Source organism: Pseudomonas sp. TH37, assembly GCF_016650735.1.
GTDB classification, from domain to species: Bacteria; Pseudomonadota; Gammaproteobacteria; order Pseudomonadales; family Pseudomonadaceae; genus Aquipseudomonas; species Aquipseudomonas farris.
In genome coordinates this window covers 629210-651515 of sequence record NZ_JAEKFD010000002.1, presented here as the reverse complement: position 1 = coordinate 651515, position 22306 = coordinate 629210, and the positions used below count along the sequence as shown (strand labels likewise).

Genomic DNA, 22306 nt, shown 5'->3' with positions numbered 1-22306 from the left:
TTTTGTTACGTTCACCACGCTCGCCGAGCCAGGATTTTCCCATGCAAATGACAACTGACCTCTTGATCGTCAACCCGTGCGACGAAGAAGAAGACAACTTGGCCATGCTCTGCTGCAACAGCGTCGAGGGCGAAATGTTCCTGATGAGCCGTTTTCCGGACGAGGATGAGCTGGAGATCATCTTCCACGACAAGCCTTCGGCCCTCAACGGTGTGAAAGTCACCCTCAGCCCTGACCGCCTGCTGATCGAAATCGCCGCCGCGGACGTCGATGTGCTCGATGGCGAAGATTCGCTGGAAATTCTGCATAGCACCGATGCGCAGGATCTGGCGGAAGTGGAAGAAACCTTGCGGAACATTCTTAAAGGTACCGGCACTTACATCAGCCAGCTCTGATGGTGTTCGGGCGGGCCTTATCGCGGGCAAGCCCGCTCTCACAGGGCCTGATGCGTTGCAAAGATTGCAAGCACACCGCTGAAACTTGTGGGAGCCGGGCTTGCCCGCGATGAGGCCAGAACAGCCACCGCCCGGCCCACCCTACAAATTTCCAACAATTTCACCCATCAATTCCCGCACTTTGCACAAAATGCCGTTAGTCGCCGCACCCTGCGATGGATTAAAGTAACGCCCCCAGCCCTGGCGTTATTCGAACGTCTTCGGTCACCCTTTCCAGGAACAGTCATCGATGGAACATCGTGAAGCGCTGCTCGCGCTGCGAACCTTTCTTTCAACGCAGATTCTCGGCCAGGAAAAACTCATCGAGCGCTTGCTCATCGCCTTGCTCGCCGACGGCCACATGCTGGTCGAGGGCGCCCCGGGGCTGGCCAAGACCAAGGCCATCAAAGAGCTCGCCGAAGGCATCGAAGCACAGTTCCATCGCATCCAGTTCACCCCCGACCTGCTACCGGCCGACATCACCGGCACGGAAATCTATCGCCCGGAAACCGGCAGCTTCGTGTTCCAGCAAGGCCCGATTTTCCACAATCTGGTGCTGGCGGACGAAATCAACCGTGCCCCGGCCAAGGTCCAGTCGGCCCTGCTCGAAGCCATGGGCGAACGCCAGGTCAGCGTCGGGCGCAGCACCTACGACCTGTCGCCGCTGTTTTTGGTCATGGCCACGCAAAACCCCATCGAGCAGGAAGGCACCTACCCGCTGCCCGAAGCCCAGCTCGACCGTTTCCTGATGCACGTAAAAATCGGCTTCCCTGACGCCGCCGTCGAGCGCCGGATTCTGCAACAGGCTCGCGGTGAAGCGCTGCACGGCGAAACCAAGCCCGAGCGCCGGGTCAGCCAGCAGGCGATCTTCGCCGCGCGCAAGGAAATCCTCGGGTTGTACATGGCCGACGCCGTGGAGGAATACCTGGTGCAACTGGTCATGGCCACACGCACGCCGGCCAAGTTCGACCCGGAAATGGCCGAATGGATCGCCTACGGCGCCAGCCCGCGGGGCTCCATTGCCCTGGACCGTTGCGCCCGGGCCCACGCCTGGCTCGCCGGTCGCGACTTCGTCAGCCCGGAAGACATTCAGGCGGTGCTGTTCGATGTGTTGCGCCACCGCATCATTCTTTCCTTTGAAGCCGAAGCCGCTGGCATCGACCAGGACCGGGTGGTCCAGCGGATTCTCGACGTCGTAGCCGTCGCTTGACCCCGATGAACGCCCTCCTGCCGCCCGAGCCGGGCATCCGTGTCAGCCTCGCCGAGCTGATCGAGATGCGCCATCGCGTGCGTGAAGTGCAGCTGTTTTCCACACCGAGCCAGCGCAGCCCGCTGATCGGCCTGCACCACTCAAAACTGCGCGGGCGCGGGGTGGACTTCGATCAGGTGCGGGTCTATCAGGCCGGTGATGACGTGCGCAGCATCGACTGGCGCGTCACCGCACGGACTCAGGAACCCCACACCAAGCTGTTCCACGAAGAACGCGAGCGACCAATTTTCATCATGGTCGAACAAAGCCGCCGGCTGTTTTTCGGCTCGGGGCTGATGTTCAAATCAGTGCTTGCCGCCCAGGCAGCGAGCCTGATTGGCTGGGCCGCTTTGGGCCATAACGACCGGGTCGGCGGGCTGGTGTTCGGCGACGATGAGCACTACGAGATAAAGCCGCGACGCAGCAAACAGAGCCTGCTGCAACTGCTCAACCGACTGGTGCGGGTCAATCAGTCGCTGCACACCGAACGCGAGCCGGACCGCGACGCCTTCGGCATTGCCCTGCGTCGCGCCCGGGAAGTATTGCGCCCCGGCAGCCTGGTGATCGTGATCTGCGATGAACGCGCCTTGTCCGACGGTGCCGAGCAGCAGTTGAGCCTGTTGTCACGTCATTGCGACCTGTTGCTGCTGCCCGTGTCCGATCCGCTGGATCACGCCCTGCCCGCTGCCGGGCTTTTACGTTTCGCGGAACGGGGGGCGCAGCTGGAACTCGACACATTGAATTTCGACTTGCGCCAGGCCTATCGCGCGCAAGCGGAAGCGCGTATCGCCCGCTGGGAGCTGCTGGCGCAGAAGTTGCGGGTATTGCTGATGCCTTTGAGCACCCAAAGCGAAATGGTCGAGCAACTGCGCGAATACCTGAACCCGCAGCGTCCGGGGAAAGGTCGATGAGCAGCCTCGATCAACTGCAACCGCTGATTTCCCCGCCACCGATCGGCTTCTGGCCCCCGGCGCCGGGCTGGTGGCTGCTGCTGTTATTGCTGCCATTGATCGGTTTCGGCCTGTGGCAATTGCGCCGTTTCATTCCGAACAAGCGCCCTATCGTCCGCGCCGAACAACCGCTGGACCCTGTGCGTCTCGCGGCGCTGGCCGAACTCGCCCGGATGCCCAAGCCCTACGACGGCGCCCCGGCCGGTGCCTGGCTGCAGCAACTCAATGGCTTGCTCAAACGTCTGTGCCGCAACCATTACCCCTACAGCCAGAGCCACACCCTTAACGGACGCAAATGGCTGGCGTTCCTTGATAACCGCTGCCCGGCCGCCGGCCTTACACGCTGGATGGTGCTGGTGGAAGGCGCCTACAAACCCGAATGCAAACTCGACGACAAGGCCATCGCCGGCCTGACTCAAGCCGTCGACACCTGGATTCGCAAACATGTTTGAGTTCGCCTGGCCGTGGATCTTCGCCCTGCTGCCACTGCCGTGGCTGATGCGGGTGCTGCTGCCGGTCGCCGACAGTGGCGAACCGGCGCTCAAAGTCAGCTTCCTCAGCGACCTCGAAGGCCTCGCTCGCCGCCGTGCCCGGGCGAATCTGCCAGCGTGGCGTCAGCAAGCACCGTTCATTTTGCTGTGGCTGTTATTGCTGATCGCCGCCGCGCGCCCGCAATGGCTCGGCGAACCTCTGCCGGTTGCCGCCAGTGGCCGCGATCTATTGGTGGCGGTGGACGTGTCCGGCTCCATGGACTTCCCCGACATGCAATGGCAGGACGAAGAGGTCAGCCGACTGTCACTGGTGCAGCATTTGCTCGGTGATTTTCTTGAAAGTCGCGACGGCGACCGGGTCGGGTTGATCCTGTTCGGCAGCCAGGCCTATCTGCAAGCGCCACTGACCTTCGACCGGCACACCGTTCGCGTGTGGCTCGACGAAGCGCGAATCGGCATCGCCGGCAAGAACACCGCCATCGGCGATGCCATCGGCCTGGCCCTCAAACGCCTGCGCCAACGCCCGGCACAAAGCCGCGTGCTGATTCTGGTCACCGATGGCGCCAACAACGGCGGCGAGATCGACCCGCTGACCGCCACACGCCTAGCGGCCACAGAAGGCGTGAAAATCTACCCGATCGGTATCGGCGCCGACCCGGAACAAAGCGGCACCCTGGGATTCCTGGGAATAAACCCGAGCCTGGACCTCGACGAACCGGCCTTGAAAGCCATCGCCCAAGCCACCGGTGGCCAATACTTCCGCGCCCACGACGGCGAGGAATTGCAGGCGATCAAGCGCACCCTCGACAAACTGGAACCGGTGACCCAGCAACCCACTCAGGCCCGTCCGGCCCAAGCGTTGTATCACTGGCCTTTGGCGATGGCGCTACTGTTAAGCATGCTGCTGGTGATCCGCGAGCGCTGGCCAGACAACCCGTTGCAACGGCTGTTTAGCAAGGAGCTGTTTACCAAAGAGCGGTTTCTACAAACGCAACTGCCCGACTGGCGTCAGCGACTCAAACGCCTGCGTCTGCGGAGGCGCCGATGATTGCGCTCTGGCCGCACTGGTTCCGTCCCTGGTGGCTGCTGTTGTTGCCGTTACTGGGTTGGCTGCTCTGGCAACTCTGGCACCGGCAGAAACGCGCCGGCCGCTGGCAAATGATTCTGCCGCCGGCCTTTCATGCCGCGTTGCTCAGTGGTGGCAGCGGTCGCGAAAGCAAACTGCCATGGGTCGCCCTGGGCCTGGCCTGGGTGCTGACCGTGCTGGCCCTGCTCGGGCCGAGCTGGCAGCGCGTCGAACAAACCAGCCAGAAACCCGCCGACCCGCTGGTGGTGTTGCTTGAGCTGACCCCGGAAATGCTCGCCACCGATGTTGCGCCGAACAGGCTGGAACAAGCCCGGCGCAAACTGTTCGATCTGCTACAAAATCGCAGCGACGCGCAGACAGCGATCATTGTCTACGCCGGCAGTGCCCACACCTTGGTGCCGCTGTCGGATGATCTGTCGACCAGTCGCAACCTGCTGGATGCACTCAAGCCGTCGCTGATGCCCCAAGCCGGTCATCGTGCCGATCTGGCGGTGGCCAAGGCCCTTGCGCTGCTGGATCAGGGCGCCCTCGGCCAAGGTCGGATCCTGCTGATTGGTTCGTCGCTGACGGAACAGGAACGCCAAGGGATTCGTCAGGCGCTGGACGACAAGTCCACGCAATTTCTGATGCTCGGTATCGGCACCGCCGAAGGGGCGCCGGTCGCGCAGGACGACGGCAGTTTCCTCAAGGATGACCTGGGCGCAATTCTGGTGCCCCGTCTGGACGGCCCCAGCCTGAAAGCCTTTGCCAACGGCCTGGGCGGACGTTATCGCCAGGCGCGACTGGACGATGCCGACCTGCGTGGCCTTGGCCTGTTCGACGGGCCACGGGATCTGCGCAACGACGGCCAGACATTGCGCCTCGACACCTGGGCCGATCAGGGTTACTGGCTGCTGCTGCCGCTGTTATTACTGGCCGCCTGTGCCGGGCGCCGGGGTTGGCTGTTCTGCCTGCCACTGCTGTTCCTGTTGCCACAACCGAGTTACGCCTTCGACTTCGAAGACTTGTGGCTGCGTCCCGATCAGCAGGGCCTGCACTTGCTCAAACAAAAGCGCCCGGCCGAGGCCGCGCAGCATTTCGAAGATCCGCAGTGGCGGGGTGTGGCGCTCTATGAAGCCGGCGACTACAGTGGCGCCGCCCAGCGGTTTGCCCAAGGCACCGACGCCCACGCCCACTACAATCGGGGTAACGCCCTGGCCAAAAGCGGTGAGCTGGAAGCGGCACTGGATGCTTACGATCAAGCGCTTGAACGTCAACCGGATCTGCGCCCGGCCCTGACCAACAAGGCGCTGGTGGAAAGCCTGCTCAAACAGAAAACCTCAGCGCCGCCCGTCGAGCCGGACAAAACCGCCGATGGCAAAACCGAAACCATCACCCAGGAACCACCGCCGGGCAGCGCCACCCAACCCAGCAATGGCGAGCCGAAAGCCGACGCCGAGCAAACCACCCCGGACGCCGAGCAGCCGCCCACGACGCCACCGCAACCGGGTGCCAATGAAGTCCCGGGCAGCGAGTTGGGCGATGAGCAAAGCACCACGCCACCACGGCACCCGGCCAGCGACATGATCGAAGGCGAACAGCGCCAGGCGCTGGAGCAATGGCTGCGCAAGATCCCGGATGATCCCGGCGAACTGCTCAGACGCAAATTCTGGTACGAACAGCAACAACATCAGGATCAGGAAAAAACTCGATGACCCGCTTCACCGCCTTCTTGCTCGCATTGTTGCCCGCCCTGTTGCTCTGCACCGTTCAGGCCCAGGCTGCGGAGCTGGTCGCCAGCGTCGATCGCAGCCGCCTGAATTCCGGCGAGACGGTCGAACTGACCCTGGAAACCAGCGACGTGACCCAGTTCGGCAAACCCGACCTGACCCCGCTGGAACCGCTGTTCGAAGTGCGCGGCACCCGCCAGGTCAACCAACTGAACACCCTCAACGGCGACACTCAGGCGACCACCCGCTGGATCATCACCCTACTGCCCCGGCAAAACGGCAGCGTGGTGATTCCATCGCTGCAACTGGGCGACGTCCAGAGCCAGCCGATTACCGTGCAGGTGATCGAGAGCGAAACCCAGGACAGCAGCAATACACTGGAGCCAGTGTTCATCGAGGCCAGTCTCGACCAGAGCAGCGTCTATGTGCAGGCTCAGGCGATCCTTACCTTGCGCATCTACCATTCGGTGTCGCTGTACGACGACAGCAGCCTGACCCCCTTGCAGATTCCCGATGCGCGCATCGAACAGCTGGGCGAGTCGCGCACCTACGAAAAAGTCATCAACGGATTGCGCCATGGCGTGATCGAAATGCGCTACGCGATCTACCCGCAACACAGCGGTGAATTGACCATTCCGGCGCAGATGTTCAGTGCCACGCCGGTCGATACCCGGCCGTCCCAGGACGCAACACCTCAAGGGCCGAAACCGGGCAAGCAGATGCGCGTCAGATCCGCCGAGATCCCGCTGACGGTCAAGGCCAAACCCGCCACGTATCCGGCCGATGTGCCCTGGCTGCCAGCCCGCAGCCTGAGCCTGAGCGAAAGCTGGAGCCCGGAACCGGATCATTTGCAGGTCGGCGACTCGCTGACCCGCAGCCTGACCCTGAACGCCGAAGGCCTCGCCAGTTCGCAATTGCCACCGTTGCCCGCCACCGAAATCAACGGCCTGCGGCGCTATCCGGATCAACCGGTGCTGGGCAACCAGAGCAGCGAGCGCGGCTTGATCGGCAGTCGCGAGGACCGTGAAGCCCTGGTGCCGACCCGTACCGGCAACATTGATTTGCCGAGCGTTGAAGTGGTCTGGTGGAACACCTTCGAGGATCACCTGGAACACAGCAGCCTGCCGGCCCGCACGCTACAAGTGGCGAGCAATCCAAGCCTGATCGTCGATACACCGGCGGGCAGCCCGCAGGCGATGTCCGGCGCCAGCAACGAAGCCCTCTGGTGGTGGAAACTCAGCACTGTGATTCTGGCCTGCACCACCCTGCTGGGCTTCGGCCTCTGGTGGCGCGCTCGCTGGCAACCGGCGATCCTGCGAGCGGCGCAGACCGGCCCGAGCCCACGCACCTTGCTCGACGACCTCAAACGCTCCTGTCAGGCCAACGACACCCACGCCACCCGCCAGGCCCTCGACGCCTGGGCCCGGCAACAACCGGAAACCCTGGCCGACATGGCGGCGCGTTTTGTGCCGCTGTCCGATGCGCTGGACGGCCTGAATGGCGCGCTGTACAGCGAAACCGGCCAGTACTGGCAGGGCGAGGATCTCTGGCGCGCGATTCGTGCAATCCCGACGGCCGAAGGGGTTCAAGACTTGGTTGGCGATACCGGGTTGCCGCCGCTTTATCCGAAATAGAATCAAAAGATCGCAGCCTTCGGCAGCTCCTACGGGTGTACACCATTCCAATGTAGGAGCTGCCGAAGGCTGCGATCTTTTCTGCCCTTCTGCATTCCCGACCTTTTGCCAGTAAACTCTCCTCCCTTTAGTCGCTGTCATTTTCTTCGCGACCATTACCTTATTTCCTACGGAGTACGCCTTGCGTCTGTTTCACACCTCCGACTGGCACCTTGGGCAGAACCTGCACGGCCAGGAGCGCGATTTCGAGCACGCCTGCTTTCTTGACTGGCTGCTGCGCCAGCTGAAGCTGGACCAGCCCGATGTGCTGCTGATCGCCGGCGATATCTTTGACACGGTCAACCCGCCGGTCAAAGCCCAGGAACGCCTCTACGATTTCATCGTCAGCGCCCACGAACAGCAGCCGTTGCTGACCATCGTGATGATCGCCGGCAACCACGACTCCGGCTCACGAATCGAACTGCCCGCGCCGTTGATGCGGCGCTTGCGCACTCACGCCCTCGGTCGCGTGCTGTGGCTCAATGACGGCCAACTGGATGCCGAACGCCTGTTGCTGCCGTTGCCTGATGCCAGCGGCGAAATTGCCGCCTGGTGCCTGGCGCTGCCGTTCCTGCGCCCGGCCGAAGTGACCGGTGCGCATTTGGGCGATAACTATCTGCGTGGCATCGGCCAGGTCCATGAATGGCTGATCGAAGCGGCCAACGCCAAGCGCAAGCCGGGCCAGGCGCTGATCGCCATCAGCCATGCGCACATGGCCGGCGGTTCGGTTTCGGAGGATTCCGAACGCAGCCTGATCATTGGCAACGCCGAAGCCCTGCCCGCCAGCCTGTTCGGGCCGAGCATCAGCTATGTCGCCCTCGGGCATTTGCACAAGCCGCAGAAGGTCAACGGTGAAGAGCGCATCCGCTACTGCGGCTCGCCGATTCCCTTGTCGTTCTCCGAGATCAATTACCAGCATCAGATTCTCGACATTCAGCTCGATGGCGAAACATTGGTCAGCGTCGAACCGCGCCTGATTCCGCGCTCCGTCCACCTGCAACGCCTCGGCTCCGCGCCGTTGGCGGAGATCCTGCTGCAACTGGCCGACCTGCCCAACATCGACCTGCTCGCCGATATCCAGCGTCAGCCGTGGCTGGAAGTGCGGGTCCGTCTCGATGAACCGCAACCGGACCTGCGCCATCAAGTGGAAACGGCGTTGCAAGGCAAAGCCGTGCGACTGGTGCGGATTGCCGCCGAATACGCCGGCAACGGCAGCCGCGACGGCGTCGATGACGGCACAACCTTGATCGAACTGGATCAGCTTTCGCCCCAGGAACTGTTCAGCCGCGTCTGGCAGGACAACTACGGCAGCGAGGTCGACGAGCAAACGCTCAAGGACTTCGCCGAGCTGTTGCAAGACGTGCAGATGGAGAGCGAACTGCCATGAAGATCCTCGCGATCCGCCTGAAAAACCTCGCCTCCCTGGCCGGGCCGTTTGAAATCGACTTCACCGCTGAGCCCTTGGCCAGTGCCGGTCTGTTCGCGATTACCGGACCGACCGGTGCCGGCAAAAGCACGCTGCTCGACGCCCTGTGCCTGGCGCTGTTTGGCGCCGTGCCGCGCCTGAACAACACCGGTCGCGACGCCAAGGTTCCGGACGCCGATGGCGAAATCGGCACCGGCGACCCGCGCACCCTCCTGCGCCGCGGCACCGGCGAAGGTTATGCGGAAGTGGATTTCGTCGGCATCGACGGTCGCCGCTATCGCGCTCGCTGGGAGGCCAATCGCGCCCGGGAAAAGGCCGGCGGCAAGCTGCAAGCCAGTCGCCAGAGCCTGCGCGACATCGATCAGGATCAACTGCTGGCCAGCCAGAAAGGCGAATACAAAGCTCAGCTCGAAGCCGCACTGGGCCTGAACTTCGAACAGTTCACCCGCGCCGTCATGCTGGCTCAGAGCGAGTTCAGCGCCTTCCTCAAGGCTGATGACAACGACCGCAGCGAACTGCTGGAAAAGCTCACCGATACCGCGCTCTACACCCGTCTCGGTCGCCGCGCTTTCGACAAGACCAAAGAAGCTCGCGAAGCCCACAAGCTGTTGCAGGATCATGCCACCGGGGTCACGCCGCTGTCGCCGGAAGCCCGGGCCGAACTCGATGAGCGTTTCAACGACGCTCAACAGCAACTGAAGACCCAGCAGGCGCAGCTCAAACAGCTGGAGTTGCAACACACCTGGCTCAAGGACCTGCGCCAGGTGCAGGACGCACAACAGAGCGCCACCGAACAACTGCACTCCGCCCAGCAACACTGGAACAGTCTGGCCGGCGAGCGCTTGAAGCTGACCCGCCTGGAGCAACTGGCGCCGCAACGGCATCAGTTCGCACGCAAGACCGAACTCACCGCTCAGCTCACCCCGCTGGCGGCGCAGATTCAGCAACACACGCAACAGCAAAGCGAGCTGATCGAGCGACAGACTCAACTCGAACAGAGCCTGAGCACCGCCCAAACGGCGCTGAGCCAAGCGCAAAGCCAACACACCTCCAGCGCGCCACTGCTGCGTCAAGCCTTCGAAGAGCAAAGCGCCCTCGCCCGCCTGGTCAAGGACGCCAGCCTCAGTGCCGACCTCAAGCAGCAGGCGGAACTGGCCTGCACTCAGGGCCAGGGCACGATTCAGGGTTTGCTCGACCAACAGAAACAGGTCGCCGAACGGTTGCAGCGGATTGCCGGTGAGCTTGAGCAAAGCACCCATCTGGCGCCGTTGAGCGATGCCTGGAATGCCTACCGCGATCGCCTGCAACAGCTGATGCTGATCGGTAATCGCCTGAACAAGGGCCAGGCCGAACTGGCCGCCCTGGAGCAAAGCGCCGCCCGCGCCGCCGAGGAACTGGCCACTCAGCGCCAGAGCCTTGAGGTGCTGTACAAAGAAGCCGGCGCCGAGCCCGAAGCGGTGGCCGAGCAGATTCAGATCCTCGGCAGTCTGCTACAGGACAACCGCAAGCAACTGCGAGCCTTTGAAGAGCTGACGCGACTGTGGGCCAGCCAGCAGGAACTGGACAAGCGCGGTGCCGAGCTTCAGCAGCGGCAACTCGCCGCTCAGCAAGCTCGCGATCGTCTGACCCAGGACGGCGTGAAGACCAAGGCCGAACTGAGCGTCGCCGAACAGACCCTGACCGTCACCCGCGAACTGCTGGAGCGTCAGCGTCTGGCGCGCAGTGCCAGCGTCGAAGAACTGCGCGCGCAGTTGCAGGACGATCAGCCGTGCCCGGTTTGTGGCAGCCCGGACCATCCTTATCATCAGCCTGAAGCCTTGCTGCAAAGCCTCGGCCGGCATGATGAAAGCGAACAGGCCAACGCTCAGAAAGCCGTCGACCTGCTCAAGGAAAAACTCACCGATCTGCGCGCTGAAGTCGGCGGTTTGATTGCTCAGCAAAAGGAATTGCTGCAACAGCAGGAACAGCTCGCGGCTCAGCAACAAGGTCTGACGCCGAGCCTGGAAGCGCACCCGCTGTCCGCGCAACTGTTGGCCCAGGACGCCAGCAAACGCGACGCCTGGCTAACGCAACAAAGCAGCCAGTTGAACCAGAGCATCACGCAGGACGAACAACGACAAACCGCCCTGCTCACCCTGCAACAGGATGCCGCACGCCTGGCGCAACAACTGCGCAGCGCCGAAGCAGCGAACCAACAGGCCACACAACACCTGCTCAACCAGCAACGCGAGTTGAGCAGCGATAGTAAACGCCTGGACGATGAACTGGCGGCGTTCAGCACCCTGCTCCCGGCCGACACACTCGAGGCCTTGCGCAACGAACCCGCCGCGACCTTCATGCAGCTCGACCGGCAGATCACCCAGCGCCTGGAACAACTCGACCAGCAGCGCGATGAACTCGGCGAACAGCAACAACGCCAGCAGTCGCTGGAGAAAGAACAGGACCGTCAGCAGACTCGCATCCAGCAGCTGGACGCCGCGCAGCAGCAGTTCACGGCGCTGGCCGGACAGCAACAGGCTTGCCAGGAAAAACTGACGCAACTGCTGGGCGAACATGCCAGCGCCGAACAGTGGCAGCAGCAACTGGATCAGGCCGTCGAGCAAGCGCGCACTGCCGAAGCGACGGCCAATCAGGAATTGCAAACCGTGCGTACGCGGTTGGTGCAACTGGCCGCTGAACTCAAGGCGCAGCAGGAACGTTCGCAGGCCCTGGAAACCGAAGATCGCGAGCTGAGCGGCAAGATCGCCGACTGGCGTGCGCAGCATCCAGAGCTGGACGACGGCGGACTGGAAGATCTATTGAGCGTCGACGACCAACAGGTCAGCGAACTGCGTCAACGGTTGCAGCAGAGCGAAAAAGCCATCGAGCAAGCCAAAGTGCTGTTGCAGGAGCGCGATCAACGCTTGCTCGATCATCAGGCACAGCACAACGGCAATCTCGATGCAGAACAACTGGCCACGACGCTGGCCGAGCTGCAAAACCTGTTCGCCGCCAGCGAGCACCGCTGCGCCGAATTGCGCGCCGAACAGGCCGAGGATCAGCGTCGACAGAACGCCAATCAGGCGCTGGCGCAGCAGATCGCCGACGCCTATACCGAATACCAACGCTGGGCGCGGCTTAGTGCATTGATCGGTTCGGCCACCGGCGACACCTTCCGCAAAATCGCCCAGGCCTACAACCTCGACCTATTGGTGCATCACGCCAACGTCCAATTGCGGCAGCTGGTGCGGCGCTATCGCTTGAAGCGTGGCGGCAGCATGCTCGGGTTATTGGTGATGGACACCGAGATGGGCGATGAACTGCGCTCGGTGCATTCGCTGTCCGGCGGCGAGACATTCCTGGTGTCGCTGGCGTTGGCGCTCGGTTTGGCGTCGATGGCGTCAAGCACGCTGAAAATCGAATCGCTGTTCATCGACGAAGGCTTCGGCAGCCTCGATCCAGAATCCCTGCAACTGGCCATGGACGCCCTCGACGGCCTGCAAGCGCAGGGCCGCAAGGTCGCGGTGATTTCCCACGTGCAGGAAATGCATGAACGGATTCCGGTACAGATTCAGGTCCACCGCCAAGGCAACGGCCTGAGTACGCTGGAGGTGAAATGAATACGCTGTATTCGTTCCGCCGCTGCCCCTACGCCATGCGCGCACGCATGGCCCTGCACAATTCGGGGGTTGAGGTGAATATCGTCGAGGTCAGCCTCAAGGCCAAGCCGGCCGAAATGCTCGCACTGTCGAGCAAAGGCACGGTGCCGGTGCTGAGCGTGGATGGACGGGTGATCGATGAGAGCCTGGAAATCATGCGCTGGGCAATGGCGCAGAACGATCCGCAGGACTGGTTGCTCAAGGATGATCCGCAAGGACAGCAACGCAGCGCCGCACTGATCGAAGAGAACGATCAGGTGTTCAAGGTGCACCTGAATCGCTACAAGTACGCCGAGCGTTATCCCGAGCAGCCAATGGAGTTTTACCGGTCAGAGGGCGAGGTGTTCTTGCGCAAGCTGGATGACTTGCTGGAGGGGCGCGACTACTTGCTGGCCGGGCACCCGAGCCTGGCGGATATCGCCCTGATGCCGTTCGTACGGCAATTCGCCCACGTGGATCGCGAGTGGTTCGGGCAGACGCCTTATGTGCGATTGCAGGCGTGGTTGCAGCACTTCATCGAGTCAGACCTGTTCACATCAATAATGAAGAAATAACCGACTCCCTGTAGGAGCTGCCGAAGGCTGCGATCTTTTGATTTTGATTTTTCAAGATCAAAAGATCGCAGCCTTCGGCAGCTCCTACAGGGATTCATGCCAATACCGAGCACATCCCCAACGCCGAGCAATCCACCTGGAACGGCCCGAAGAATTCGCCATTGGATTTGATCGGCGGATTACCCACCAGCAACCCCAAGGCCTTGGCCGTCTGAATGTTGTGGGCGATGTTGTGGTTGCATTCGATGGCCCGCGCCACCGACCCCGCCGAACCCTGCCCGATCCCAAGTAAAGAAGCGCCATTGGTCATGAACGCCAGGAAGGCAATGACCCAGAGTCTGCGTCCTTTCATGCCCCCACCACTCCCGCGACGTCGGCGTGATCGACCAGTACGTTTTGAGCGCGGTGTTCGAATTGAACGGCGGGATAAGCGACCTGGATCGGTGCTTGAAGGCTTTGTTGCGATTGAGCCGAAAGGCTGACGAGCAACACCATGGCCACGTAAAGACCGATGGCCAGGTAGGCGCCGTATTTGGCAGAAGTGATGATTGCGCTGGCCATGGTGTTCTCCGTGGGCATGTTTCAGTGCCCACAGAATCGATCAAAAAACAGAAGATCACTAGCGACCTTTATGCATAGTAGCTATCAGTTTTATTGATCATGAACCCAGCGTGTTTCAGTCCTCGATAAAGCTCATCAAGCGCTCGCGGGCCGCATCCGGCTCGTTGGGAACGGGCTCGGCGGCCGACAGAATCGGGGTGGAATAGAGAAACAGGAGAACCACTGCCAGACGCATCGCCATGCTGTCGATCCTTATTGGGGAAGGAGTCAAAAAATCAGCGTCAAATTTAAACTCATGGCCATGTGATATCAAGCAATACATTGATAGCAATATGATGCTGTCGGAAACGCGTTATGCAGGAGCGACATCACTTCGGGGCTTTTCGGCGCTTATAGCTCGATCGGCAAGTGACTTCGCTCCTGCATAAAAGGTGCAGGGCTTACATTTCAGTGTTGGGCTTTGTGATCCAGCGCGGCGTAGAAGTTGGCGCTCTGTTGCAGGTATTTCTGGGTATAGCTTTGGGCGTGGGATTTTTTGTCGCTGATTTCAACGTTGGCGCTGGCGGGCAGTGCAACGGTGGCAGAGATTGCGGAAGCGGCGATGACAGAGAAGAGATTGAAGTTCATGGCGGTATTCCTCGATTCAGTTGGCTTGCTTGCCCGGTGGGGCCGTGAAGCAAACTTAACTCCCGAGGGTCGGCGCCTTGAAATGCTTTGTAGCATTAGCCGATATCAGTCTCATTAATAGAAGGTTGCAGGCCCCATCAACCGGGGCCTGCGGTCTATTGACGCACCAGGAACTTGAGATCGCTCGGGGCATCCATCGACAGTTTCTGCACGGTTTTACCCAACAGACCGGTCTTGGTATCGCGCTCGACGACGACAATCTGGTTGCTCTTCTGGTTGGCAATCAGCACGAACTTGCCACTCGGATCGAGGCTGAACTCGCGCGGGTGATCACCGTCCACGGAGCGACGCTGAAGCTCCTTGAGGTGCCCGGTCGCCGGGTCGATGGCGAACACCAGCAACTGATTGGTGGTGCCACGGTTGCTGACGTAAAGGAACTTGCCATCGGCCGAGGCGTGAAGCGCAGCCGCTGCCTTGCCCGATGTCGGCAGACCCGCCGCCAGATCGACCAACTGCGTTTGCTCAAGCTTGCCGTCTCGGTAATCGAACACCGCGACCTGCGCGCTCATTTCCATGGTCAGCCAAGCGTGCTTGCCATCGGCACTGAACAGCAAGTGTCGCGGCCCGCTGCCGGGTGGCAACTGGACGGACGCAGGCTTGGCGGCGGTCAATGGCAGTTCCGGATTGGCCTTGGGATCGAAGCGATAGACAAAGATCTTGTCCGCGCCCAGGTCATTGGAAAACACGTATTGGCCATCCGGTGATGAAACCACCGAATGCACGTGCGCTGACTTCTGACGCTCGGGATTGACCCGGCTGGCCTGATGACTGCTCATCTGCACGACAGGTTTTAGCTTGCCATCGGTGCCCACCGGCAACACCGCCAAGGTGCCGCCCGGGTCTTCAGCCACCGAGTAGTTGCTGACAAACACGTGACTGGCGTCGCCGCTGACGCTCGAATGCGTCGGCTCGTTGCCCAGGGTTTGCACCTGACTGATCAGGCTCAACTCGTGGGTCTTGGGGTCGATCGCATAGCTGCTGAGACGCCCTACTGGATCGGCCTGACCGGGGCCGTTTTCGTTGACCGCGAACAGGCGCTGTTGATCCTTGGACACGGCGAGCCAGGACGGGTTGGCGCTCTTCACCACTTGCAGGGGTTTGGCGTCGATCTGCCCGGTGCGGCTGTCGAAGCTAAGGCGATAAATCCCCTGGCTCTGGCCGGCGGTGTAGGAGCCCACCAGCAACTCATAGCTGTCGACCGGTGCCGCCTGCACGCCCATCGCGCCGACACTGCCGGCCATCAACAGTGGCCAGAGGTTACGCATCCTCATTCGTTTCGTCCTCATCGTCACCACCGCCGAATGCTTCCATGGGCACCAACCGGTGCTCGCCGGAATCGCCGGTAATGATCCAGCTCTTCAAGTCGGGATCAAACGTTGCCGCCGCGATCTGCGCCACGCTGAACTCCCAGCGCTTGAGCGCCCGACCGTCCATGCATTCGATGTGCAGGTTATCGTCTTCATCGAGAGAAAAGTCGAACGCGTGCAGCCCGTCGATCTCCAGCATGTCGCAGTGTTCGAGGGCGTTGATCAAGGTGTCGTTTACGGCAGTCATGGCAGTCAATCTTTGAATGGGAAAGAGGCAATGATAGCTCAATGTGGGTACAGACTGTGGCGAGGGGGCTTGCCCCCGTTGGGCTGCAAAGCAGCCCCAAAATCTCTGATGTACCAAAGATTTTGTGAGTGCTACGCACTCAAACGGGGGCAAGCCCCCTCGCCACAGTCCGCTCCCACAGGGATTGCGTTCAATCGTTAGAGCGCATCGCGCGATGGCTTGCCATCGACCAGGCGCTGAATGCGCAGCGGATTGCCATTTTTCAGCACTTCCGGCAGCAGGCTGTCGGGGTAGTTCTGGAAGCACACCGGGCGCAGGAATCGGTCGATGGCCAAGGTGCCCACCGAGGTGCCGCGCGCATCGGAAGTCGCAGGGTACGGCCCGCCATGAACCATTGAGTCACAGACTTCCACGCCAGTCGGATAGCCATTGAGCAGAATCCGTCCGACCTTCTGCTCCAGCAACACCGTCAGTTCGCCGAATTGTTCGAAGTCTGCCGGCTCACCGATGATCGTTGCCGTCAGCTGCCCATGCAGGCCGTTCAACGCGGCACTGAGTTGCGCCTGATCCCCCACTTCGACGAACACCGTGGTCGGGCCGAACACTTCCTCTTGCAGCACTTCATCGCCATCGAGCAACAAGCTGACATCGGCCTTGAACAGTTGCGGTTGCGCCTGATTGCCTTGTTGCGGGTTACCCGCCAGATGCTCGATCTTCGGATGCGCGAGAAGCTTCTGCAGGCCTTTGCCGTAGCTGCTCAACGTACCGGCATTGAGCATGGTTTGCGCCGGTTGATCGCCGATCAGCCCCGCCACCTGCTGCACGAACGCACTGAACTGCGGCGAACGAATACCGATCACCAACCCCGGATTGGTACAGAACTGCCCACAACCCTGCACCACCGATGCAGTGAGGTCACGGGCGACGCTTTCAGCCCGAGCTTCCAGCGCTTGAGGCAGCACGATCACCGGGTTGATGCTCGACATCTCGGCAAATACCGGAATCGGCTGCGCACGTGCTGCGGCCATGTCGCACAGCGCACGACCACCCTTCAGCGAACCAGTAAAACCGACCGCCTGAATCGCCGGGTGCTTGACCAGCGCTTCACCCACCCCGCCGCCGTAGATCATGTTGAACACACCGGCCGGCATGGTGGTTTTCTCGGCGGCGCGGATCACGGCGTCGGCCACCCATTCAGCGGTTGCCATATGGCCACTGTGGGCCTTGAACACCACCGGGCAACCGGCGGCCAATGCCGAAGCGGTGTCGCCGCCAGCCGTTGAAAACGCCAGCGGAAAGTTACTCGCGCCAAACACCGCGACCGGCCCGAGGCCGATGCGGTATTGACGCAAATCCGGACGCGGCAATGGCGTACGTTCAGGCAGCGCGCGATCAATCCGCGCCCCATAGAAATCACCGCGTCGCAGCACCTTGGCGAACAGACGCATCTGGCCGCTGGTGCGACCACGCTCACCCTGAATACGACCGGCCGGCAATGCGGTTTCGCGACAGACCACGGCGACAAAGTCATCGCCCAGCGCGTCCAGTTCATCGGCAATCGCATCGAGGAATTGCGCACGTCGCTCAGCGCTCAGGCTGCGATAGGCCGGGTAAGCAGCGGCGGCGGCCTTCGCGGCGGCGTCGACTTCTTCAAGGGTGGCCTGATAGAAATCGTGAGGCAAAGCCTCGCCAGTGCTGGCGTCGACGCTCCGGAGTTTGACGGTGCCGGTAGCGCTGCGCTGACCGCCAATGTAGTTGTGACCAAAAATCCGGGTCATGGGTGTCTCCTTAAAGTGTGCCGACGGTGCCAGGTTCGAACGCCGCTTCAACGGGCTCAATGCCGTTGATCAAGGGCGCGCCGAACTCGGCCTGACTGATCTCGAACACATCACCCGGTTGGGTGCGGATGCCGTCAGCGAAAGACAGGGTCGCGGTGCCGAAGAAGTGAATGTGCACGTCACCGGGGCGCAGGAACTGGCTGTACTTGAAATGGTGGTACTCGAGGTTTTCCAGGCTGTGGCACATGTTCGCTTCGCCACTGAGGAATTCGTTCTGCCACAGCACTTCACCATCGCGCAGGATCCGGCTGGTGCCTGCCAGATGCTGGGGCAATTCGCCGACTCGAAGCTCCGGGCCATAACTGCAACTGCGCAATTTCGAATGGGCCAGGTAAAGGTAGTTCTTGCGCTCCATCACATGATCGGAGAACTCGTTGCCCACCGCGAAACCGAGGCGATACGGTTTGCCGTCGTGGCCGATTACATAGAGACCGCTGAGTTCAGGCTCCTCCCCGGCATCTTCGGCGAACGGCGGCAGCGGGAACGGTTTGCCCGGTCGCACAACGATGCTGCCGTCGCCCTTGTAGAACCACTCCGGTTGCACGCCAGCCTGGCCGGTCGCGGGTTTACCGCCCTCCACGCCCCACTTGAAGATGCGCATGGTGTCGGTCATGGCGGTTTCGTCGCCGGCCTGCTGATGCATTTTGTCCCGGGCCGAAGCGCTACCCAAATGGGTCAGGCCGGTGCCGCTGACCAGCATGTGCGCCGGGTCGGGGTGATCCAGCGGCGGCAGGATTTGCAGATTGGCCAGCAGCGCTGAGTAGTCGTGGCTGATGCCCAACCCCAGGGTTTGAACCTGCTGCTCAAGATTGCCCCCCGCCTCGATCGCCGCCAGCGCCAGATCCCGCACCGAGCGCGCATCCTGCACTTCGCACACCAGACCGTCCTCGACCACGCCGACACGGCGCTCGCCGTTACTCAATTCGAACTGAACTAAACGCATGATTTTCTCCTGTTAACGCAAAACTTCAAAACAACGCAGGCCCCTGTGGGAGCGGGCTTGCCCGCGATGACGGCGGCACATTCACCATTGAGGTGCCAGGCAGATTGCTATCGCGGGCAAGTCGAATCGTCGCACCGCCGCTCCCACAGGGTCGGTGGTGATTGCCTATTTCGTGTCAGGTGCGGGTAGCACCGCGAGCGCTAGCCGCAAACTCATCGGCCGGCAGCACATGCTTACGCTCCAGCAGCCGATAAACCACACCCGTCAGCACCAGGCCGAACACCATCACGCAGGACAGGAAGTACAACCCCGACGCCAGATTGCCCGTGTATTCCTTCAGCGCACCGATCACAAACGGACCGATGTAGCCGCCGAGGTTGCCCACCGAGTTGATCAACGCGATCCCCGCCGCCGCACTGGCACCGGCGAAGAAGCGACCCGGCAAGGTCCAGAACACCGCGGTGCAGGAAAACAGCGCGAACGCCACCAGGCACAGCGCCGCCAATTGCAGCACCGGCACCGTCAGCCAGGCGCTGAGGAACAGACCGATGGCGCCCAACACATACAGCACCGCCAGATGACCGTAGCGATCATTCAAGCGATCGGAACTGCGCGGAATAATCAGCAAACCGATGATCCCGAAGATGTACGGCACCGACGACACGAACCCGGTCACCAGGTCAGTGCCACCGAACTGCTTGATCAACGTCGGCAACCACAAACCGAGACCGTAGATGCTCAGGGTCACCGGCAGATAGAACAGCGCCAGCAGCAACACGCGTTTGTCCTTCAGCGCATGCAGCGGATTGCCGTGGCGGGTCTGGCCGTACACCTCCAGGTCTTTTTTCAGTTCGCCGGTCAGCCAGTCTTTCTCAGACTGGTCCATCCATTTCACCTGTTGCGGGCCATCCGGCAGGTAACGCAGCACTGGCCAGGTCAGCAGGATCGCGGGTGTACCGATGACGATGAACAGCCACTGCCAACCGTGCAGCCCAAAAATGCCGTCCATGCCCAGCAAGCCGCCGGACACCGGGCCGGTGATCATCATCGCGATGGGTTGGGAAAGGATGAACAACCCGAGGATCTTGCCGCGATGGCGGATCGGGAACCATTGGGTGATGTAGTACAGAACGCCCGGGAAGAACCCGGCTTCGGCCGCACCGAGCAGAAAGCGCATTACATAGAAGCTGTTCGGTCCCTGGACGAACGCCATGCCGATGGTGATGGCACCCCAGGTGACCATGATCCGCGCGAACCAGCGCCGGGCGCCGAAGCGGTCGAGCATCAGGTTGCTGGGGATTTCCAGCAGGAAGTAGCCAATGAAGAACAGCCCGGCACCCAGGCCATAAGCCGCGTCACCCAGGCCGATGTCGGCGCCCATGTGCAGCTTGGCGAAACCGACCGCGGAGCGATCCACATAGGCGATCAGGTACAGCAGGATCAGGAAGGGAATCAGTTTCAGCGTGATGCGACGAATAAGCCGCAGTTCCTGGCTCATGAGTTCGGTCTCCGATTGTTGTTGTTATAGAACCTCGGGGGACGCCTCTCGCAGAAAACCACCAGGGCCATCCCTCCGTTGAAAACGACTATATAGTAATACTATTTAACCAACAACACTTCCAAACAGCCGAAATAGCGCTTATGTTACGCCGTAGCTCGAACAATATAGTCATACAATAAGAGAACCGATCATGTCTGATAAGAAACCCACCCTGCGCTCCGCCCAATGGTTTGGCACCGCCGACAAGAACGGCTTCATGTACCGCAGCTGGATGAAGAATCAGGGCATCGCCGACCATCAGTTCCACGGCAAGCCGATCATCGGCATCTGCAACACCTGGTCGGAACTGACCCCGTGCAACGCGCATTTCCGGCAGATCGCCGAGCACGTCAAGCGTGGGGTGATCGAAGCCGGCGGTTTTCCAGTGGAATTCCCGGTGTTCTCCAACGGCGAATCGAACCTGCGCCCCACCGCGATGCTCACCCGCAACCTGGCAAGCATGGACGTCGAGGAAGCGATTCGCGGTAACCCGATCGATGGCGTGGTACTGCTCACCGGCTGCGACAAAACCACCCCGGCGCTGCTGATGGGCGCAGCCAGTTGCGACGTGCCGGCCATCGTCGTCACCGGTGGACCGATGCTCAACGGCAAGCACAAGGGCCAGGACATCGGCTCGGGCACGGTGGTCTGGCAGCTCAGCGAACAGGTCAAGGCGGGCACCATCACCATCGATGATTTCCTCGCAGCCGAGGGCGGCATGTCACGCTCGGCCGGTACCTGCAACACCATGGGCACGGCCTCCACCATGGCCTGCATGGCCGAAGCACTCGGCACTTCCCTGCCCCACAACGCGGCGATTCCAGCGGTCGATGCACGCCGTTATGTGTTGGCGCACATGTCCGGCATGCGCGCGGTGGAAATGGTGCGTGAAGATTTGAAACTGTCGAAGATCCTCACCAAGGAAGCCTTCGAAAACGCCATTCGGGTGAACGCCGCCATCGGCGGTTCGACCAACGCGGTGATCCACTTGAAAGCCATCGCCGGGCGCATCGGTGTCGAGCTGGACCTGGATGACTGGACCCGCATCGGTCGCGGTATGCCGACCATCGTCGACCTGCAACCCTCCGGGCGCTTCCTGATGGAAGAGTTCTACTACGCCGGCGGCTTGCCCGCGGTGCTGCGTCGCCTCGGCGAAGCGAACCTGATTCCGAACCCGAATGCCCTCACTGTCAACGGCAAAACCATCGGTGAAAACACCAAGGACGCGCCGATTTACGGCCAGGACGAAGTGATCCGCACCCTCGACAACCCGATCCGCGCCGACGGCGGCATCTGTGTGTTGCGCGGCAATCTGGCACCACTCGGTGCGGTGCTCAAACCTTCCGCCGCGAGTGTCGAATTGATGCAACACCGTGGCCGTGCGGTGGTGTTCGAAAACTTCGACATGTACAAGGCGCGGATCAATGATCCGGAACTGGATGTAGATGCCAATTCAATTCTGGTGATGAAAAACTGCGGTCCGAAGGGTTATCCGGGCATGGCCGAAGTCGGCAACATGGGATTACCGGCCAAGCTGCTGGCCCAGGGCGTGACCGACATGGTGCGGATTTCCGATGCACGCATGAGCGGCACCGCTTACGGCACTGTTGTTCTGCATGTGGCACCGGAAGCTGCGGCCGGCGGACCATTGGCGACAGTGAAGGAAGGCGACTGGATCGAGCTTGATTGCGCCAACGGGCGTTTGCACCTGGACATTCCGGATGCAGAGCTGGCAGCGCGCATGGCGGATCTGCAGCCGCCACAGCAATTGATCGTGGGCGGTTATCGTCAGTTGTATATCGATCACGTGCTGCAGGCGGATCAGGGTTGCGACTTCGACTTCCTGGTCGGTTGCCGAGGGGCCGAGGTGCCGCGCCACTCTCACTAATCACCACAACCCCTGTGGGAGCGGGCTTGCCCGCGATAGCGGTGGATCAGTCGCCATCAATGTTAAACGTGATGGCCCCATCGC

20 protein-coding genes are annotated in these 22306 nt (G+C 61.5%); 11 read left to right on the top strand and 9 right to left on the bottom strand.

The annotated features are described in order from the left end of the window. Nucleotides 1–41: 41 nt before the first annotated feature. The 10 genes from JFU11_RS08075 to JFU11_RS08030 all read left to right on the top strand — a co-directional run bounded on the left by JFU11_RS08075 (nucleotide 42) and on the right by JFU11_RS08030 (nucleotide 13211). Nucleotides 42–395 carry a hypothetical protein gene (locus tag JFU11_RS08075; protein WP_123722976.1) on the top strand — a complete coding sequence of 118 codons (354 nt, stop codon included), beginning with the start codon at nucleotides 42–44 and terminating at the stop codon, nucleotides 393–395. A 289-nt stretch (nucleotides 396–684) separates the two neighbouring features. Beyond that, a complete protein-coding gene (locus tag JFU11_RS08070; protein ID WP_007901181.1) occupies nucleotides 685–1644 on the top strand; it encodes a MoxR family ATPase in 960 nt (319 codons plus the stop codon). Nucleotides 1645–1649: 5 nt separating this feature from the next. After that, the gene (locus tag JFU11_RS08065) at nucleotides 1650–2594 is read left to right on the top strand and encodes a DUF58 domain-containing protein (protein WP_123722977.1); all 945 of its coding nucleotides are present in this window, start codon (nucleotides 1650–1652) and stop codon (nucleotides 2592–2594) included. Next, entirely contained in the window at nucleotides 2591–3085 is a 495-nt protein-coding gene (locus tag JFU11_RS08060; RefSeq protein ID WP_007901179.1) for a DUF4381 domain-containing protein, read from the top strand. Before JFU11_RS08065 ends, JFU11_RS08060 begins: the two co-directional genes overlap by 4 nt. Then, nucleotides 3078–4172 carry a VWA domain-containing protein gene (locus tag JFU11_RS08055; protein ID WP_201060313.1) on the top strand — a complete coding sequence of 365 codons (1095 nt, stop codon included), beginning with the start codon at nucleotides 3078–3080 and terminating at the stop codon, nucleotides 4170–4172. The genes JFU11_RS08060 and JFU11_RS08055 overlap by 8 nt, the downstream gene beginning before the upstream one ends. Then, a complete protein-coding gene (locus tag JFU11_RS08050) occupies nucleotides 4169–5905 on the top strand; it encodes a tetratricopeptide repeat protein (protein ID WP_201060312.1) in 1737 nt (578 codons plus the stop codon). Before JFU11_RS08055 ends, JFU11_RS08050 begins: the two co-directional genes overlap by 4 nt. Continuing rightward, a complete protein-coding gene (locus JFU11_RS08045) occupies nucleotides 5902–7554 on the top strand; it encodes a BatD family protein (RefSeq protein WP_123722979.1) in 1653 nt (550 codons plus the stop codon). Before JFU11_RS08050 ends, JFU11_RS08045 begins: the two co-directional genes overlap by 4 nt. 181 nt (nucleotides 7555–7735) lie before the next feature. After that, nucleotides 7736–8980 carry an exonuclease SbcCD subunit D C-terminal domain-containing protein gene (locus JFU11_RS08040; protein ID WP_201060311.1) on the top strand — a complete coding sequence of 415 codons (1245 nt, stop codon included), beginning with the start codon at nucleotides 7736–7738 and terminating at the stop codon, nucleotides 8978–8980. Next, the gene (locus JFU11_RS08035) at nucleotides 8977–12618 is read left to right on the top strand and encodes an SbcC/MukB-like Walker B domain-containing protein (protein ID WP_201060310.1); all 3642 of its coding nucleotides are present in this window, start codon (nucleotides 8977–8979) and stop codon (nucleotides 12616–12618) included. Before JFU11_RS08040 ends, JFU11_RS08035 begins: the two co-directional genes overlap by 4 nt. Continuing rightward, nucleotides 12615–13211, top strand: a complete 597-nt coding sequence (locus JFU11_RS08030; RefSeq protein ID WP_201060309.1) for a glutathione S-transferase — start codon at nucleotides 12615–12617, stop codon at nucleotides 13209–13211. The genes JFU11_RS08035 and JFU11_RS08030 overlap by 4 nt, the downstream gene beginning before the upstream one ends. Before the next feature lie 94 nt (nucleotides 13212–13305). Here the strand turns inward: JFU11_RS08030 and JFU11_RS08025 are convergent, their stop codons facing one another. From JFU11_RS08025 to JFU11_RS07990, 9 genes are all read right to left on the bottom strand, one after another. Further along, nucleotides 13306–13563, bottom strand: a complete 258-nt coding sequence (locus JFU11_RS08025; protein ID WP_123722983.1) for a hypothetical protein — start codon at nucleotides 13561–13563, stop codon at nucleotides 13306–13308. Beyond that, nucleotides 13560–13772, bottom strand: a complete 213-nt coding sequence (locus tag JFU11_RS08020; RefSeq protein WP_201060308.1) for a hypothetical protein — start codon at nucleotides 13770–13772, stop codon at nucleotides 13560–13562. The genes JFU11_RS08025 and JFU11_RS08020 overlap by 4 nt, the downstream gene beginning before the upstream one ends. Nucleotides 13773–13887: 115 nt before the next feature. Beyond that, on the bottom strand, nucleotides 13888–14013 hold the full coding sequence (locus tag JFU11_RS28270; protein ID WP_264082243.1) for a hypothetical protein: 126 nt from the start codon (nucleotides 14011–14013) through the stop codon (nucleotides 13888–13890). Between the two features lie 206 nt (nucleotides 14014–14219). After that, the gene (locus JFU11_RS08015) at nucleotides 14220–14399 is read right to left on the bottom strand and encodes a hypothetical protein (RefSeq protein WP_095194921.1); all 180 of its coding nucleotides are present in this window, start codon (nucleotides 14397–14399) and stop codon (nucleotides 14220–14222) included. A gap of 155 nt (nucleotides 14400–14554) precedes the next feature. Next, a complete protein-coding gene (locus JFU11_RS08010) occupies nucleotides 14555–15724 on the bottom strand; it encodes a lactonase family protein (protein WP_201121271.1) in 1170 nt (389 codons plus the stop codon). Continuing rightward, nucleotides 15717–16013, bottom strand: a complete 297-nt coding sequence (locus JFU11_RS08005) for a DUF5629 family protein (RefSeq protein ID WP_038984082.1) — start codon at nucleotides 16011–16013, stop codon at nucleotides 15717–15719. The genes JFU11_RS08010 and JFU11_RS08005 overlap by 8 nt, the downstream gene beginning before the upstream one ends. Nucleotides 16014–16210: 197 nt before the next feature. Then, entirely contained in the window at nucleotides 16211–17791 is a 1581-nt protein-coding gene (locus JFU11_RS08000; RefSeq protein WP_201060306.1) for an aldehyde dehydrogenase (NADP(+)), read from the bottom strand. 10 nt (nucleotides 17792–17801) lie between these two features. Then, nucleotides 17802–18794 carry an AraD1 family protein gene (araD1, locus tag JFU11_RS07995; RefSeq protein WP_201060305.1) on the bottom strand — a complete coding sequence of 331 codons (993 nt, stop codon included), beginning with the start codon at nucleotides 18792–18794 and terminating at the stop codon, nucleotides 17802–17804. A gap of 175 nt (nucleotides 18795–18969) precedes the next feature. Then, the gene (locus JFU11_RS07990) at nucleotides 18970–20292 is read right to left on the bottom strand and encodes an MFS transporter (RefSeq protein ID WP_201060304.1); all 1323 of its coding nucleotides are present in this window, start codon (nucleotides 20290–20292) and stop codon (nucleotides 18970–18972) included. 193 nt (nucleotides 20293–20485) lie between these two features. On the opposite strand from JFU11_RS07990, the gene JFU11_RS07985 reads away from it, so the two are divergent. Next, nucleotides 20486–22222 (top strand): IlvD/Edd family dehydratase, encoded by a 1737-nt coding sequence (locus JFU11_RS07985; protein WP_123722989.1) that lies wholly within the window; start codon nucleotides 20486–20488, stop codon nucleotides 22220–22222. Nucleotides 22223–22306: the final 84 nt, after the last annotated feature.

Coding starts and splice junctions, on each gene's coding strand:
- JFU11_RS08075 (WP_123722976.1), top strand. CDS start 42: ATGCAAATGACAACTGACCTCTTGATCGTCAACCCGTGCGACGAAGAA.
- JFU11_RS08070 (WP_007901181.1), top strand. CDS start 685: ATGGAACATCGTGAAGCGCTGCTCGCGCTGCGAACCTTTCTTTCAACG.
- JFU11_RS08065 (WP_123722977.1), top strand. CDS start 1,650: ATGAACGCCCTCCTGCCGCCCGAGCCGGGCATCCGTGTCAGCCTCGCC.
- JFU11_RS08060 (WP_007901179.1), top strand. CDS start 2,591: ATGAGCAGCCTCGATCAACTGCAACCGCTGATTTCCCCGCCACCGATC.
- JFU11_RS08055 (WP_201060313.1), top strand. CDS start 3,078: ATGTTTGAGTTCGCCTGGCCGTGGATCTTCGCCCTGCTGCCACTGCCG.
- JFU11_RS08050 (WP_201060312.1), top strand. CDS start 4,169: ATGATTGCGCTCTGGCCGCACTGGTTCCGTCCCTGGTGGCTGCTGTTG.
- JFU11_RS08045 (WP_123722979.1), top strand. CDS start 5,902: ATGACCCGCTTCACCGCCTTCTTGCTCGCATTGTTGCCCGCCCTGTTG.
- JFU11_RS08035 (WP_201060310.1), top strand. CDS start 8,977: ATGAAGATCCTCGCGATCCGCCTGAAAAACCTCGCCTCCCTGGCCGGG.
- JFU11_RS08030 (WP_201060309.1), top strand. CDS start 12,615: ATGAATACGCTGTATTCGTTCCGCCGCTGCCCCTACGCCATGCGCGCA.
- JFU11_RS08025 (WP_123722983.1), bottom strand. CDS start 13,563: ATGAAAGGACGCAGACTCTGGGTCATTGCCTTCCTGGCGTTCATGACC.
- JFU11_RS08020 (WP_201060308.1), bottom strand. CDS start 13,772: ATGGCCAGCGCAATCATCACTTCTGCCAAATACGGCGCCTACCTGGCC.
- JFU11_RS28270 (WP_264082243.1), bottom strand. CDS start 14,013: ATGGCGATGCGTCTGGCAGTGGTTCTCCTGTTTCTCTATTCCACCCCG.
- JFU11_RS08015 (WP_095194921.1), bottom strand. CDS start 14,399: ATGAACTTCAATCTCTTCTCTGTCATCGCCGCTTCCGCAATCTCTGCC.
- JFU11_RS08010 (WP_201121271.1), bottom strand. CDS start 15,724: ATGCGTAACCTCTGGCCACTGTTGATGGCCGGCAGTGTCGGCGCGATG.
- JFU11_RS08005 (WP_038984082.1), bottom strand. CDS start 16,013: ATGACTGCCGTAAACGACACCTTGATCAACGCCCTCGAACACTGCGAC.
- JFU11_RS08000 (WP_201060306.1), bottom strand. CDS start 17,791: ATGACCCGGATTTTTGGTCACAACTACATTGGCGGTCAGCGCAGCGCT.
- araD1 (WP_201060305.1), bottom strand. CDS start 18,794: ATGCGTTTAGTTCAGTTCGAATTGAGTAACGGCGAGCGCCGTGTCGGC.
- JFU11_RS07990 (WP_201060304.1), bottom strand. CDS start 20,292: ATGAGCCAGGAACTGCGGCTTATTCGTCGCATCACGCTGAAACTGATT.
- JFU11_RS07985 (WP_123722989.1), top strand. CDS start 20,486: ATGTCTGATAAGAAACCCACCCTGCGCTCCGCCCAATGGTTTGGCACC.